The organism is Thermoprotei archaeon, assembly GCA_038881895.1.
GTDB lineage: Archaea > Thermoproteota > Thermoprotei > Gearchaeales > WAQG01 > JAVZOV01.
In genome coordinates this window covers 41,959-57,342 of sequence record JAVZOV010000004.1, presented here as the reverse complement: position 1 = coordinate 57,342, position 15,384 = coordinate 41,959, and the positions used below count along the sequence as shown (strand labels likewise).

The 15,384-nt window shown below is 34.5% G+C and carries 14 protein-coding genes; 6 read left to right on the top strand and 8 right to left on the bottom strand.

The annotated features are described in order from the left end of the window. Positions 1 to 4: 4 nt before the first annotated feature. Entirely contained in the window at positions 5 to 2,044 is a 2,040-nt protein-coding gene (locus QW128_07760) for a heterodisulfide reductase-related iron-sulfur binding cluster (protein ID MEM3833462.1), read from the top strand. Between the two features lie 10 nt (positions 2,045 to 2,054). Here QW128_07760 and QW128_07755 read toward each other — a convergent pair whose 3' ends face one another. From QW128_07755 to QW128_07730, 6 genes are all read right to left on the bottom strand, one after another. Continuing rightward, positions 2,055 to 2,474 (bottom strand): CBS domain-containing protein, encoded by a 420-nt coding sequence (locus tag QW128_07755; GenBank protein MEM3833461.1) that lies wholly within the window; start codon positions 2,472 to 2,474, stop codon positions 2,055 to 2,057. A 331-nt stretch (positions 2,475 to 2,805) separates the two neighbouring features. After that, entirely contained in the window at positions 2,806 to 3,513 is a 708-nt protein-coding gene (locus QW128_07750; protein ID MEM3833460.1) for an ABC transporter ATP-binding protein, read from the bottom strand. Next, positions 3,513 to 4,250: an ABC transporter ATP-binding protein gene (locus tag QW128_07745; protein MEM3833459.1), complete on the bottom strand. Its 738-nt coding sequence runs from the start codon at positions 4,248 to 4,250 to the stop codon at positions 3,513 to 3,515. Before QW128_07745 ends, QW128_07750 begins: the two co-directional genes overlap by 1 nt. A gap of 5 nt (positions 4,251 to 4,255) precedes the next feature. Further along, the gene (locus tag QW128_07740; GenBank protein MEM3833458.1) at positions 4,256 to 5,209 is read right to left on the bottom strand and encodes a branched-chain amino acid ABC transporter permease; all 954 of its coding nucleotides are present in this window, start codon (positions 5,207 to 5,209) and stop codon (positions 4,256 to 4,258) included. A 2-nt stretch (positions 5,210 to 5,211) separates the two neighbouring features. After that, positions 5,212 to 6,078, bottom strand: a complete 867-nt coding sequence (locus tag QW128_07735; protein ID MEM3833457.1) for a branched-chain amino acid ABC transporter permease — start codon at positions 6,076 to 6,078, stop codon at positions 5,212 to 5,214. Positions 6,079 to 6,110: 32 nt separating this feature from the next. Further along, positions 6,111 to 7,349 (bottom strand): amino acid ABC transporter substrate-binding protein, encoded by a 1,239-nt coding sequence (locus QW128_07730; protein ID MEM3833456.1) that lies wholly within the window; start codon positions 7,347 to 7,349, stop codon positions 6,111 to 6,113. Positions 7,350 to 7,536: 187 nt separating this feature from the next. On the opposite strand from QW128_07730, the gene QW128_07725 reads away from it, so the two are divergent. After that, positions 7,537 to 8,181: a hypothetical protein gene (locus QW128_07725; protein ID MEM3833455.1), complete on the top strand. Its 645-nt coding sequence runs from the start codon at positions 7,537 to 7,539 to the stop codon at positions 8,179 to 8,181. A 48-nt stretch (positions 8,182 to 8,229) separates the two neighbouring features. Here the strand turns inward: QW128_07725 and QW128_07720 are convergent, their stop codons facing one another. Continuing rightward, positions 8,230 to 9,309, bottom strand: a complete 1,080-nt coding sequence (locus QW128_07720; protein ID MEM3833454.1) for a substrate-binding domain-containing protein — start codon at positions 9,307 to 9,309, stop codon at positions 8,230 to 8,232. 327 nt (positions 9,310 to 9,636) lie between these two features. Between QW128_07720 and wtpA the strand changes: the two genes are divergently transcribed. From wtpA to QW128_07705, 3 genes are all read left to right on the top strand, one after another. After that, positions 9,637 to 10,677, top strand: a complete 1,041-nt coding sequence (gene wtpA, locus QW128_07715; protein MEM3833453.1) for a tungstate ABC transporter substrate-binding protein WtpA — start codon at positions 9,637 to 9,639, stop codon at positions 10,675 to 10,677. Positions 10,678 to 10,771: 94 nt separating this feature from the next. Next, on the top strand, positions 10,772 to 11,503 hold the full coding sequence (locus tag QW128_07710; GenBank protein ID MEM3833452.1) for an ABC transporter permease: 732 nt from the start codon (positions 10,772 to 10,774) through the stop codon (positions 11,501 to 11,503). A 4-nt stretch (positions 11,504 to 11,507) separates the two neighbouring features. After that, on the top strand, positions 11,508 to 12,548 hold the full coding sequence (locus QW128_07705; protein MEM3833451.1) for an ABC transporter ATP-binding protein: 1,041 nt from the start codon (positions 11,508 to 11,510) through the stop codon (positions 12,546 to 12,548). 6 nt (positions 12,549 to 12,554) lie between these two features. On the opposite strand, the gene QW128_07700 is transcribed toward QW128_07705, so the two are convergent. Continuing rightward, entirely contained in the window at positions 12,555 to 13,445 is an 891-nt protein-coding gene (locus tag QW128_07700; protein MEM3833450.1) for a carbohydrate kinase family protein, read from the bottom strand. 895 nt (positions 13,446 to 14,340) lie between these two features. Between QW128_07700 and argC the strand changes: the two genes are divergently transcribed. Continuing rightward, entirely contained in the window at positions 14,341 to 15,384 is a 1,044-nt protein-coding gene (gene argC / locus QW128_07695; GenBank protein MEM3833449.1) for an N-acetyl-gamma-glutamyl-phosphate reductase, read from the top strand.

The following is a 15,384-nucleotide window of genomic DNA, read 5'->3' as shown; positions in this document are numbered from 1 at the left end:
AAAAATGTACATGTTTTTTGTTCAAAATATTCTATATGTATTTGAAGGTATTAAACATTTTAACCTTGTTGAGGATCTAGAATCTCTTGTGTACATATATACTATAATTGTAGCTATAATATTACTTTACGGTGTTTACAGAAGTTTTAAATTATGGAGTTATGGAGGACAAAGGATAAGTTTTGATCATTTTGGAAAACGATTATCACGACTTATCAAATATGGCATACTCCAAGCAAAGGTTATAAGACAGAAACAAGGAGGCACAGTGCATGTGTTTATTTATATTGGTATGATCGGTCTTTTTATAGGTACGATACTTCGTGGAATAGAGTATGATGTATATTTACGATTTTTCGGTTCAAGATTTCTTGTTGACTCAGCGTATTTAATGTTTAAGCTTATGGTTAACATTTCAGGTGTTTTGGCTATTATAGGCATAGTATTAGCATTGATTAGACGAGTGTTTAAAACGTACAGAGATTTGCCTACGTCTCGAGAAGATTATCTAATTTTAATCGACTTATTAATAATAATAGTAACAGGTTTCATACTGGATGCTATCAATACTTTAAATTACAGATTACAATGGATTGACGATTGGGACGTAATAGGTTATCCTCTTGCTTTTTCTATTAGAAGTCTCTTTGGTAATAATTATATTGAGTTTTATAGAATACTTTGGGTGTTTCATTTAACACTAGCACTTGCTAGTATTGCCCTCATACCTTTTACAAAGTTCTATCATATGTTCGTTAGTGGTATTCTAAATACGTTCTTTTCTAGACTAGAAGAACCAGTTGTTGCAGCTAACAAACCAATAACTAACATGGACAAGCTGGTAGAGGAAGGTAAGCCTATAGGGGCTGTAATGCTTTCAGATTTGTCTTGGAAGCAACGAATGGATTTTGATGCGTGCACTCAATGTGCGAGATGCCATAATGCATGTCCAGCAAATCTCACTGGGAAGCCATTAAGTCCGATGATGGTAATGCTTGATACTAAAAAGGAAATGCATAAAAGGAATTTTAATAAAAAGTTAGTGCCAGATTCTATAAACCCAGATGTTATATGGTCTTGTGTAACATGCGGTGCATGTGTTGAAGTATGTCCCGTCTTAATAAATCAGGTTGAGACTATAATAGATCTTAGACGTGGAATATATTCCTCTGGAGAAAACACACCATCTGAATTACAGCAAGTCTCGTATAACATAATGAGAACTGGTAATCCTTATGGTTATAATCCTGCGGATAGAGAGGCATGGTTAAAATCTGTGACGTCAGAACTTAATGTTGAGATAGCTCGTGAAGAAATAGAGTATGATTATATATACTGGTTAGGTTGTAATGCAAGTTACGATCCAAACATTAGGAGTGTAGCCTATAATTTGATGAAGATTCTTAAAAAAGCTGATATAAATTTTGCAGTTTTGCTAGAAGAAGTTTGTTGTGGTGAGCCAGCAAGAAGAATAGGGGATGAGTACTTATTTAGGGACATCGTGCAAAAGAATTCAAACATACTTAAAAAATATAAATTCAAGAAATTATTAGTTAATTGTCCGCATGGTTATAATAATTTCAAGCATGAATATGTTCAGTATGGAGTAAAAATAGAGGTTGAACACCATACTATATTACTACAAAGGCTCATAAAAGAAGGTAAATTAAGCATTAATAAAACAAAAGAAAGTGTTACCTATCATGATCCATGCTACTTAGCAAGATGGAATAACATTTACAATGAACCAAGAGACATCATAAAAAATGTTGCTGAAATTAAAGAGATGAATAGAATCAAACGAAATACATTTTGCTGTGGCGGCGGAGGAGGACATGCATTTTTCGATATAAAGAAAGGTGAGAGAATAAGCAAAGTTAGAATGAGAGAAGCTTCATCAACTAATGTAAATAAGGTGGTAGTCGCGTGCCCGTTTTGTAATGTAATGTTGCGCAGCGAAGCCTCAGAATTCAATATGGAAGTAATGGATGTAGCAGAACTTTTAGGTAATTCGTTACAAGAAACAAAAAAGGAAACAAAATAATCTTCTAATTTTACATTAAGTATTTTATAGAGCTTATTGCAATCATAACCTCTAATAATTTATTAAATAATCCAGTTTGCGTTACTCTGCCTATGATTTTACCTTTTTCAACAACATATAAACGTCTAATATTTTTTTCTGTCATTAGTTTCCAAGCTTCAGCTAATGTTGCATCAGAACTAATTGTTATTAAAGGAGATGTCATTATTTCCTTTAATAATATTCTATTAATGTCAAAACCTTTAGCAATAACTCTTCTTAACAAATCACGCTCAGTCACCACGCCAGATGGCACATCATTAATAGAAATGACCACTGACCATACTTGATTTTCAAGCATGGCTTTTAAAGCTTCAATAGCAGGTAAATTGCCATCAAGTACTACAACTCCTCCTTCCATGATATCACGAACTTTTAATGCGACCGGCATATTATCATCAATAGATCTTCTTTTTTTAAAAATATAAAGATAGCTATTGTGAGCCACTCCACAGCTAAAGCAAGGACTTCCAGCGTTTAGGATGGACTTCACACTCATTTCTTTATTTGCTGGTTTGCAGTGCTCACAGCTCCGCTATCTCATAGATCTCGTTAACCTATGGGCTATGTTTTCACTCCAATTCAGATGTTATTCCATTGCATCTGGAACATCTAGAATTTAGTGAGCTAGCTTCGTGTCTAAACTTTTGCTCATTCATCCCAGCAAAGCTTTAAGCTTTCTTGACACCCATCTATATAAAAATATGAAGCCAATAAATAGATCAAATACCTAAATAACTTTCTTTTACTTTCGGATTAGCTAAAAGTTCTTTACCATTTCCGCTTAGGATGATTCGTCCATTTTCTATTATATAGGCTAGGTCAGCTATTCTTAAAGCATTTTCAACATGCTGCTCAATAAGCATTATAGTAACACCATATTCCTTGTTTAACTTCTGAATTAAATCCATGATCTGAAACACAATCTTTGGTGCTAATCCAGCTGATGGTTCATCTAACATGAGAAGTTTAGGTCGAGACATCAACCCTCTGGCAATTGCCAGCATTTGCTGCTCACCTCCACTTAAAGTACCTGCCAATTGATTCCTTCGCTCCTTTAATATTGGAAATAAATTATAAACAATCTCAATTGATTCAGAAATATGTTTACGTGATTCTTTAGTATATGCGCCAATTAATAAGTTTTCATATACGTTCATTTCAGGGAAAATTCTACGACCCTCTGGGATTAAAGATAAACCAATTTCAACCCTTTTATGCGATGGCATATATGTAATATCTTTCTTCTCAAACATTATAGTGCCAGAAATTACCTTTTGAAGTCCAGCAATACACTTAATCAAAGTTGTTTTGCCCATTCCATTCGAACCAAGAACTGCAGTTATGGTACCCTTATCAACTTTTAAATTAATATCCCATAATATTGTGATCTCCCCATAGCCTGCTCTTAAATTCTTAACTTCTAACATTAGCTCTCACCTTGAATGGGTTTTCCAAGATATGCTTCAATAACTTTAATATCATTTGCTACTTGAGATGGTGTTCCTTCAGCTATCTTTACACCATTACTAAATACTACAATACGATCTGAGATTTTCATTATAGCACGCATTATATGTTCAACAATTATTATAGTTAATCCCATCTCGCTTTTAACCTTTCTAATCATGTCTAATGCGTGATCAATTTCGGCTGGAGTGAGGCCAGCCAGAGTCTCATCAAGAAGAAGAACTTTTGGTTCTAATGCTAAAGCTCTTGCAATCTCTAAACGTCTTTTTTCAGGCAAATTTAAGGCTTTTGCAGGTAAATCAGCCTTAGATGACAGTTCAGTTAATTCTAATATCTTGTTCACTAATGTATCAGTATGTTCTGAATCTTCATGTTTTCTTCCGCTAAAGAAAGCCCCAACTAATATATTCTCACGAACAGTCATAGATGGGAATGGCCTAACTATTTGAAATGTTCTGGCTATTCCCATTCTAGCGATAATGTGAGGAGGTTTTCCAGTAATATCTTTGTCATTAAAAATAACTTTTCCTTCATCAGGCTTATATACTCCGCTAACTACATTAAAAAACGTAGTTTTACCCGAGCCGTTAGGTCCTATAATACCTAATATTTCATCTTCTGCAACACTTACGTCAACTTTATTAAGTGCTATAACACCGCCAAATCTTTTTACAATGCCCCTCGCCTCGAGTATCACTATTCTCACCTCACTTTTAATTGCTTAAATTTCCTTTTAATAATACCAATTAATCCTTCAGGTATAAAAAGTACTACAACAATTAGTATTGCACCGAATATTAATAAATGCAAAAATGGGTAACTAGTCACCAATGTATACTGAATAACATAATATAACAGAGTCCCAATCAAAGGACCTAAGATAGTACCCTGGCCTCCCAACATCATAGAAACTAGCATTTTTACGGAAATGTCGACTTTGAAATATTCAGTACTCACATAAACATAAAGTATCCCAGAAATTCCACCAACTATACCTGCAACTAATGCGCTTAACACATATGCTATTAATTTATAAAGGCTCGTATTAATACCCATTACATTAGCAGCAATCTCATCTTCTCTTATAGCTCTTAAACCATATCCAAACTTTGAGTTCGAAATCCATATTGTGAGAATCACAGCAAATAATAAAGTTAACCACATAGCTAAGTAAGCAGAGACTACATCATATGAGACATATCGTGCAAGTGGTATTCCATATGATCCACCTAAAGCACTGATATTACTTATAATAACTTTGACTGCTTCACTTACACTTAAAGTTGCAATTGCAAAATACGCACCTTTTAACCTGAGAACTGGAGCACCAATAAGTAGAGCGAAAAATGCAGCTGCTAAACCACCTATTAAAGAAAATAAATATGGTGTAATATTTGCAGTACCAACATTCACTATTAAAAATGCAGCAGTATATGCTCCTATGCCATAAAAGACTGCATGACCGAAATCAACATAACCAGTTAACCCAGTTATTATATTAATGCTATAGGTAAGAATAAGAAGTTCAAGTAATGTTAAGAAAAATGCAATTAAACTTTGCGATCCTGAGAAAAGTATTAACACTGAAATAACTAGAAATCCTATAGTTGATAAAAAGGTTAAATTCCTTAGATTATATGATATTTCTTTGATCATCCTTATCTTCTCCGTGAGAAAATACCTTCAGGTTTTACTATTAAAATTAAAATTAAGAGCACAAAAGCAACAGCTGGGCTTAAACCTGAAGACCAGTATGTTGCAGTGTAACTCTCTATGATACCTATTAATATACCACCAAACAAAGAACCTAAAGGATTTCCTAACCCTCCAAGTACAACAACTAAAAAAGAATAAAGAGTATAAATACCACTTTGATAAGGCGTAAATGGTGTGGTTAATGCTATAAGAATGCCCCCTAAAAATGTGAGTATAATACCAATGCTCATACTCATTGCATAAATGTAGTTTACATTCACACCCATTAACATGGCAGCATCAGTATCTTGTACTACAGCTCTTATAGCACGTCCAAAGTATGTATATTTGAGTAATACTAATAGAAAAACCGATAAAATGCCTGCGACACTTGACGCAATTAATCTATCTCCAACTAATGTTATTGATCCAATATTTATTGATGAATAGAGAATTGGTAACCCTCTTACGTCAGCTGTCCAATATGTAAGCATGAGATTTTGAATTATCATTGAAAGCCCAAAGAATACTAATAGTGACGAAAGCTCAGGACCATTAACAACCCTTTTAACTAAACCTATATAAATGGTCATTCCAATGACAAAACCTAATGGTATACCTATTAATAATGAAGCTAATGGTTGTAAATTATAAAGTGTAAACATCCAGAAAGCTGTGTATGCGCCCAGAATTATAAATTCTCCATGTGCTAAGTTTATTACACGCATAACTCCCCAAATCAACGTTAAACCTAAAGCGACCAAACCATATATAGCTCCTTGCAACAAACCATTAACTAAAGTCTGAAGGAAAACAACATCAATAACCATTATTTATCACCAAAAAAAGGTGTTAATTTTGTTTACCATGATGGTTTAGGATATATTGGTTCCTTTGAGGCTGCTTCAGTAGGCCATACTGTGTATTTCTTTCCACCTTGCCATTGTATGAGCACCATTTGATGAGCTATTTGAAGCCCTGTTGCAGGATCTATCTTAAATGCTCCAAAGAAAATCTTTAGATCTAATGAGTTAAATGCTTCACGCACCTTATCACTATCGAGACTTTGTGCCTTTTCAATAGCAGCTTGTAACACTAATGCAGCTGCAAATCCTCCTGCAGAATGGTATGTAGGTGTCTCATTAAATCTCTTTACATACATATTTATAAACTCACTAACAGAAGGACCATAATTTACTGTATATTTGACATCTGGTTCCCATTGAGATGGCCCCATAATATAGTTTGCATCTGCACCAAGCGCATCTCTAAACTTATCTTCGGGCGCAGCTACAACTATTGAAAAGAGCTTCGCATTGACATTCAACTGTTTAGCCTGTTTTATTAAGAGAACACCATCAGCAAAATGCCCTCCTCCTATTATAGCATCAGGATTTTTGCTTTTTATAACAGTTAACAGTGAAGATAAATCCGTTGGTTTTGATGGGTATTTGTCATAATACACAACATTAAGCCCTTTACTTTCAGCATATTTTTTAGCACCATCAGCTACTGAAGCAGCGAAAATTTCATCTTCATAAATTATTGCAATATTTTTAGCAGTAGGATCTTTTGCTAATAGTAGATCTATTGTAGATTTTAAGTATAGCGAACCTGGAGTGTAAAGCTGAACTGTATATTTATAACCCTGTTGGAAAATACTATCACTGGCAGCACCAGTAGCGACCATAACCTTATGATATTTCTCAGCTATAGCTGCTGCAGTAAAAGTTAATCCACTTGAGTATGGAGAAATTAGAAAATCAACCTTATCAGCAGTTATTAATCTTTCATAAAGTGCAACAACATTATCCTTAGAACTCTGATCATCATAGTACAATAACGATACATTATAGATTTTATTTCCTATTTTTATTCCTCCATGGCTATTTACCCATTCCTGCCATAGTTGTATGCCATGCAACTGGCGTGTCCCTTCTACAGAAAGTGAGCCTGTTACTGATGTAGTAAACCCAATTTTAATCGTCCCACCAGCAGTAGGAGTGGGAGCCATTGTAAAAATAAATAGTGCAGCTATTATTGCAATTATTACTATTATAATAATGGAGATTCCAGTCAAACGAGAAATTGCTCTATTCATAAAATTCACCAGAATTTTATAAGATTCGTAGCTTATAAATTTTACCATAGATTTTTATACACGAAAGTCTAAATATAAATAAAATATATGACAGCATCCTGATGTGCTGACCTTTATACGGATTAACCAAATATTTTGTAAGTACTTTTATCTTTTTGATATCGGTTACCCTTTAGTGGTGAACGGTATGCGTTCGTCAATGATTGTTTACTCAGCAATCTTTGGTAGCTTGGCAGCTGCCATTACTCTTCTTAAATTAGAAATTCCGTTTCCAATACTTCCATATTTGGAGTTTGATTTTGCAGAGATCATTGATGTTTCTGCGTTTTTGGTTTTTGGACCTGTTGTCGGTCTTGCTACAACTACGATACATTGGTTGTTACTTAATTTTGGTGCTGGATGGCCTATAATAGGTCCTTTGATGAAATATATTGCTGTTCTCTCCATGGTGTTGGGATTCTGGATTGGTTCTATATTATACAAGAGATTCAATGGCTCATCGATACATGGTCTTATTGTGTCAATGATCATTTTTGGCTCACTGATTCGTGTTGTGCTTATGACTTTGGCTAATATAATTGTCATATATCTTATCTATGGGACTAGCTTCTTTAGTTATGCTAAATACTTATTAAGTAAGTTTGGTTTATTGATACAAGGTGATTTCACAGTACTTTTTTGGGTTTTAGTATTTACAGGAATTTATAATGTAGTTCATGTTTTGATCTCAACTATACCTGCATACAGTGTATTAAAATATGTGAGGCCTATTTTCCCAACTAGAGTATCTGATGTGTGGATTTATAACTTTATTAAAGAGGATCAGAGATGAATCTGCTATCAGGAGTGTACTATAACTTATAGTTGAGGATCTTGCTTTTCAGGGAAGAGGATCATCTATTTTCTCGATTTTTCCAGTATTTTCTGTTGGATGTATCCCTGTTAGTGATTTTGTTAGTTTTTGTTTGAATGTTTGTGAGGATAGTAGTGCGAAAAATTTCTTTACTACTGGATTCTTAATTGATTGATTATTGGTTATAAAGTCAAATTCTTCCAGAGTTAGTGGTATAAAGTCTAAGCCATATTGGTCTGCGACTGTTCTTATTCCTAATCCTACGTCAGCATATCCTTTAAGTATTATTTGTGCTACTTCAGCGTGTGAGTTGACTTCATGAGGATAATAACGTATAGAATTTTTTGCATCTTCAAAATTAATTTGAAACTCTTTTGCTGTTTTGTAGAGTAATTTTTCAAAGAGTATTCTTGTTCCTGAGCCCATGTTTCTATTTACAAAGATTCCTTTTCTAGTGATAATGTCAGCCATGCCTCTTATTCCTTTGGGGTTGCCTTTTCTTACTATTAATCCCTGTTCTCTCTTGTATCCTTTTATAAGTATTACGTTTTTCAGATTAAGCTTCTTTATATATGGTTCATTGTACTTTTCACTTTCTGGATCTAGTAGGTGTATTCCTGCAATATCAGATTTCCCTTCCTCTATACTTATTAAACCATTTAAGGACCCTGTGTTTTCTACATGAAATCTCAATTCTGAGTTTTTAGATGCCATTGTTTTCAATGCTAATTCTATGCCTGGACAATGACTACCAACAATGTTTATATCACTATCAATAACATATTTTTTAAAAGTATTTTGCAATTCTATTGACGCATATTTTGTAAACAGTCCATATCTTCTTAACAATTCTTCACCTGTTATGGTCAATTCTGTCCTTCCACCAAATTTTCCTCCTCTTGTTGTTATTACTAATGGTGTTCCTAAAGCTCTACTAGTCTCATTGAGTTTTTTCCATGCATACTTATATGATACGCGTATTTTTTTAGCAGCTAAAATTAAAGAACTGCTTCTTTTTATTTCTTTAAGCAATTCAATAAGTTCTTCATCGATTAATGTATTGTTAGAAATGAAACTAAATCTAGTTTGAAGTTTAAACTGTAACATATTTTTACACTATTAAAACATTATCAAGCTCACTAATAACTTTTTAGATTGATTGAGTTCCCTAGCAATTCATAAACCTTGCGGTGCCACGAATTCCATACTTTTTCTATTCATGATTAATATCATTCTACAACTGAAAGCATCGTCTTCAGAGGGTTATAAAATATGATGGCGTATTGTTCTTTTTACGATTCTCCTTGATGTCAGTATTTTGTTGGGAGTAACGTTAACGAATATTATTGGATTCTCTTCACTGTTGACTGTTTATCATCAAGGTGGAATAAACACAGTCAAGTTTATATTCGATATGAACTGTTATACATATCGGTGATCTTTGTGGCGTTGTGGGATAAGTATGGAAAGCTCATTATGATAATATCTATGGTTATAATGCTTGTTGTCGGTTTTTATGTAGGTTACATATATGGATACAATGATGGATATAACATTGGTTTTTATGGAGCTTCTTTAAACGTTTTTAGAGTGGTTCATGCGGGTAGTCTTACAATACCCTTTCAACAAATTGAGGGAATGCTAAAAAATAAGTATCCTAATTTGGTTATCGATGATGAAGCTTTTGGAAGTGTTGATGCGGTTCGTCAAGTAACGGATTTAGGTCGCGAGTTTGATATTGTTGGTGTTGCTGATTATTATGTAATACGTGACCTCATGCTACCTAGGTTTACAAGCTGGTATATCGTTTTTGCAGGTAATGAAATGGTTGTTCTTTATACTAATAGGAGTAAGTATGCTTCAGAGATTGATGAGAATAATTGGTATAAAATAATTGCACGTCCGGGAGTTATCGTGGGAGTTTCGGATAAAGATAGAGATCCTAGTGGTTATAGGGCAGTATTGGTTACAAAGCTTGCCAGTATGTATTATTATCATGATAATCACACGCTATACGATATGCTTTATAAAAATAAGTATTCTAATGGTGAGCTTATAATAAAACCTAAAGAAGTTGATTTATTAGCACCATTAGAGTCTGGACAAGTTGATTATGTAATATCTTATTATTCACTAGCTGTACAGCATCATCTGAATTATGTAAGACTTCCCCCTCAGGTAAATCTAGGTGATCCAAGATATGCCGAAATATATTCTGAAGTGTCAGTTACAGTTAATGGTAAAGTTGTGAGTGGTCAACCAATAATGTATGCTTTAACAATACCTTATAATGCCCCCAATAAGAGGTTAGCAATAGAGTTCATTAAGATTCTTTTATCAGAAGAGGGTAGGAAAATTATTGAGAAAAACGGGCAGAAAAGTTTCTCTCCAGCTTATGTTTATGGTAGTGAGGGGTTGCCAAGTGAGTTGAAAGATCTTTTATATACTGGATTAATAACACCGATTAGTGGTTGAGGGAATCATGCACAATTTAAAACTCTTATTGATGTTTTTTTCATTGATTTCACTGTTTAGTGTTCTTTTTATTTTGTTGCCTATTTTTTCTCTTTTGATAAGTAGTTCTCCGTATACTTTAATGTATTATATTGTTGATGCACAAGTTACTTCCGCTATTTTAGTTACGATTTTGTCTGCTGCGTTTGCTGCTGTTCTTTCTTTTATTCTAGGTACACCGTTAGCTTATATTTTAGCTAGATATGATTTTCCAGGCAAATACATTATTGATTCTGTTGTTGATCTCCCCATGATAATTCCTCATTTGGTAGCAGGAATAGCATTATTAATAGTGTGGGGTCCAAGAGGGTTACTTGGAACAGTTTTATCATCTCAAGGCATTAGAGTTACTGATACGTTTTTGGGGATTGTAATTGCAGAGCTATTTGTTAGTTTTCCGCTTTATGTACGATCAGTTGAGAGTGCCATCAGACTTATTGACCCATCGTTAGAGAAGGTATCCAGAACATTAGGAGCTTCGCATGGTTTCACTTTCTATAAGGTTATATTGCCTCTCATAAAAAATGCTATCTTTACTGGTTTAATAGTATCATGGGCTCGTGGGATGAGTGAATTTGGTGCAGTGATAGTGTTAACTTATGTAATACTTTATGGACCTTTTTCTGGGAGTATGTCGGCACCAGTTCTTATTTATAATGAATTTACAACAAGGGGATTATATAATGCGTTGCCGATAACATCACTATTGGTACTGGTGAGTCTAATACTGTTTATAACACTTAAGATTATTCAACGGAGAGGTGGTGTGTACGGTTCTTACGGTTAAGGATTTGAGCGTTAAAGTGGGTTCTTTTATGTTGAGAAATATATCGTTCAAAATACCTAATGGTTCATGGATGGTGATACTAGGTCCTACTGGTTCTGGAAAAACTACATTGCTTGAAAGTATAGCTGGATTAAGACAAATTATTGGGGGTCAAGTGTTTATCGATGATACTGAAATAACTAACTTACCACCTGAGAAAAGGAATATCTCGATGGTATTTCAAAATCTTGCATTGTTCCCTCATTTAACAGTTTACGAGAATATCGAATATGGATTATTAGCCAGAGGTTTTCCTAGAAATGTTCGAGAAGAAAGAGTTAGTGAAATGCTTAAACTTTTTGGATTAGAACATTTGAAAAACCGTTATGTGACAAATTTAAGTGGTGGTGAGAAACAACGTGTGGCATTAGCCAGGGCTTTAGCTGTCAGACCAAAGGTTATCTTACTGGATGAACCATTTTCTTCCTTGGACCTGGTTACAAGGAAACAGTTTTGGAAAGAGATCAAAAAATTATTAAAATATTATGAAATACCAGTGCTGCATGTAACACACGACCAGGAAGAAGCTATGTATCTGGGTGAGATGCTTGCTGTAATGAAGAATGGAACTATTATTGAACAAGGATTAACTGGTCAGATATTTTCAAAGCCAAAGAGCAAATTTGTTGCAGAATTTCTCCAGTATCAGAACATATTTACTGGTATTGCAAAGAGTAGTAAAGATAATATGAGTACAATATTTATTGATAATGTTAAACTCACTATCCCTGGAAAACATGATGGCCGTATAATGATAGGTATTAAACCTGAAAATATACTAATAAGTAAAACCATGCCTGAACGCTCTACATCACGAAATGTGTTAAAAGGTTCAATTGAAGCTATTGAACCATCCGGTCCTACAATAATGATAACTGTTAATGTTAATAACTTACCTATTAAAATTATGATAACGCGAGGTTTTTTTGAAGAGCTTGAACTAAAACAAAATGATATAATTTATCTTATAATAAAAGCAGCTTCTATCATAGTTTTAAGTGAATAATTTTTCTCACAATGTTTGTATATTTGTTATTAATTCTTCCGATATCATATCCTGATTTCCCGATACTACTAACGAAGCAACATAATTTCCAAAGCGAAGACATAACCATAATGGCAAATTCTTTAAATATGCAGCATAGAAACCTGCTATAAATGCATCACCTGCGCCCTTCACTGATAATACTTTTACTTTGAACGCTTTCTCTTTAATAATGTTATTCTTAAGGATAGCAAGAGAACCACCTGAACCAAGTTTTATGACTTTTACAGAAGGCTTCATGCCAGCTAATTTATTAATTGCTTCCTTTATATTTCGTGAATTGGTTAGAGTTATGTATTCTTCAACGTTTCCAAATAAGAATGTTAATTTTTCCAACATGTTGTTAAGGTATTCTTGCCGTACATTTTTTATTCTTGGAAATAAATCTAAACCAATCTTGACATTCTTTTTAGATAGTACATCAAGTAGTGTTATAAATTCATCATAATCGATAAGTTCTAATGCGTATCCTGATATATGAAATATCTTTAGATTAATACTCTGTACCTTTCCAATATATCCATTAATTTTTGATCCAATATGATAAATCGCTCTCCGCACACCATTCTTACCAACAATATTTATCACCGTATACGCTTCATTATCATGATGAACTGCCAATAACAAGTTTTCTTTTCCCATAGCACTTTCTATGAAATACTTTAACAAATTACCTATCGGATTATCACTAAATGATGAGATCAACATAACAGATAAGCCAAGCCTTTTGGCAATTCGTGCAACATTGCTTCCTGACCCCCCAAGCAGTATATCAACTTTTTTGGCCTCTCTTTGATTACCTAAAATTTCAGTATTCTTAGAATAATACACATCAATATCTAAGCATAAATCTCCCATAACCACCAAATCATAACTAGATCCGATCATATTCTATAATTAAAATCAATACCTTAAATATTAATAGGTTACCACTCTTTCGGCGAGAAGGCTTCCGACTTCAGTCGTGGAGATGAATCGCCGTTAAGTTTATATTCATCCAAGTCCACCATCTCCTTGAGCGTGTCGCTCGGATGTGGATGGGACGTCCGAAAGCTGGAATAAGGCTCCCATCCAAGACGGGTGGGGGGGTTCCAGCGAGCGGGCTATGGGCTATATGCTCATGGCAGGGGCTGCCTTGGCACAGCCCGAACTCGGTAGGATGAGTGGAGGCCCCACGACAAACCGAGAATCTCCTGGCTTCAGCCACGGAGAATGTCAATGTAGCGAACCTCTCCACAGCTAAAGCAGGGACTCCCAGCGTTTAGGATGGACTTCACACTCATTTCTTTATTTGCTGGTTTGCGAGTCTCACAACTCAACTATCTCATAAAGCTTATTATCCTATGGACTATGTTTTCGCTCCAATTCAGACGAAATTCTTTCCATTCACATCTGGAACATTTAAATTAGTGGGTTAACATCATAAACTTTGCCCATTCATCCCAGCAAAGCTCTAAGCTTTCTGGGACTCATCATTATAAAAATGAAATTTTTAAGAAAATTTTATTTCCTATTTCCCCTTTACAGAAATTCAGCAAGAGACTAAACTTTAGTTCCGTGATAATATTGTTAGTATAATTGAGGTATTCAACTTGAGGTTATAGTTCCTTCCTTTAGTATAACAAGCTAGTAGTGTAATTCATTTTTGTAAAACTTGTGATGTTTGCTTTTAATGTTTTATTTGTTTTATTGTTTTTTCTTTTTGTTCTTAATGTAACAAAAATGTTTTATTTTGGAGTTATTTTTAGTATTTATGGTTAGAGTTTCCATAGTTGGTGGTTCGGGTTATAATGGAGGAGAGTTATTAAGGATCTTAGCTAGTCATTCGAAAGTCGAAGTGACTTATGTGACTTCTAAAGAATACGTTGGAAAACCTATAACTTTTGTGCATCCAAACTTAAGAGGATTTTATTCTTTGAAGTTTTCAGAATATGATATAAATAAGTTAACGAACCTATCGGATGTAGTGTTTTTGTCTGTACCACATGGTGTCTCGATGACTTTGGTTCCAAACCTTTTAAATGTTGGTTTGCGAGTGATTGATCTTAGTGCTGATTATAGGCTTAAAGATCCTGAGCTCTATAAGATTTGGTATGGAATCGAACATCCTCAACCTGATCTCCTGACTAAGGCTGTTTATGGGCTACCTGAATTACATTTTGATGAGTTGCGGAATGCTAGCTTGATAGCATCTCCGGGTTGTAATGCAACTGCCTCTATACTAGCCTTGGCACCTCTCGCAGCTAATAGTTTAATTTATGATAATGTTATTGTTGATATAAAAGCTGGCAGCAGCGAGAGTGGTTCTAAACCTACTATGGGTAGTCATCATCCGGAACGTGAACATGCTATTAGACCTTATGAAGCTGAGGGACATAGGCACGTAGCTGAGGTTGAACAAGAATTAAATCGATTTTCTAAGAATGTTGTGAAGGTAAGCCTTATTCCTCATGCTGTAGGCAGTGTGAGAGGTGTGTTGGCTTCTGCACATATTTGGGTTAAAAATGCATTGAGTAATTTGGATTTATTAAAAATTGTCTCAGGATTTTATAAAGATAAAAAGTTTATTCGTATTGTTAAAGGTTTTCCTCCGTATCCAGATCCAAAGTATGTGGTTGGGAGTAATTTTGCTGATATTGGGTTTGCCTTTGAGAAGCGTGTTAACAGAGTTACCATGTTTGCAGCGTTAGATAATCTAATTAAGGGTGGTGCCGGACAGGCGGTTCAAGCGTTTAACATATCTATGGGTTTTGATGAAGGGGAAGGTCTCATGATGCCTCCTTTAAGGCCGGTGTGA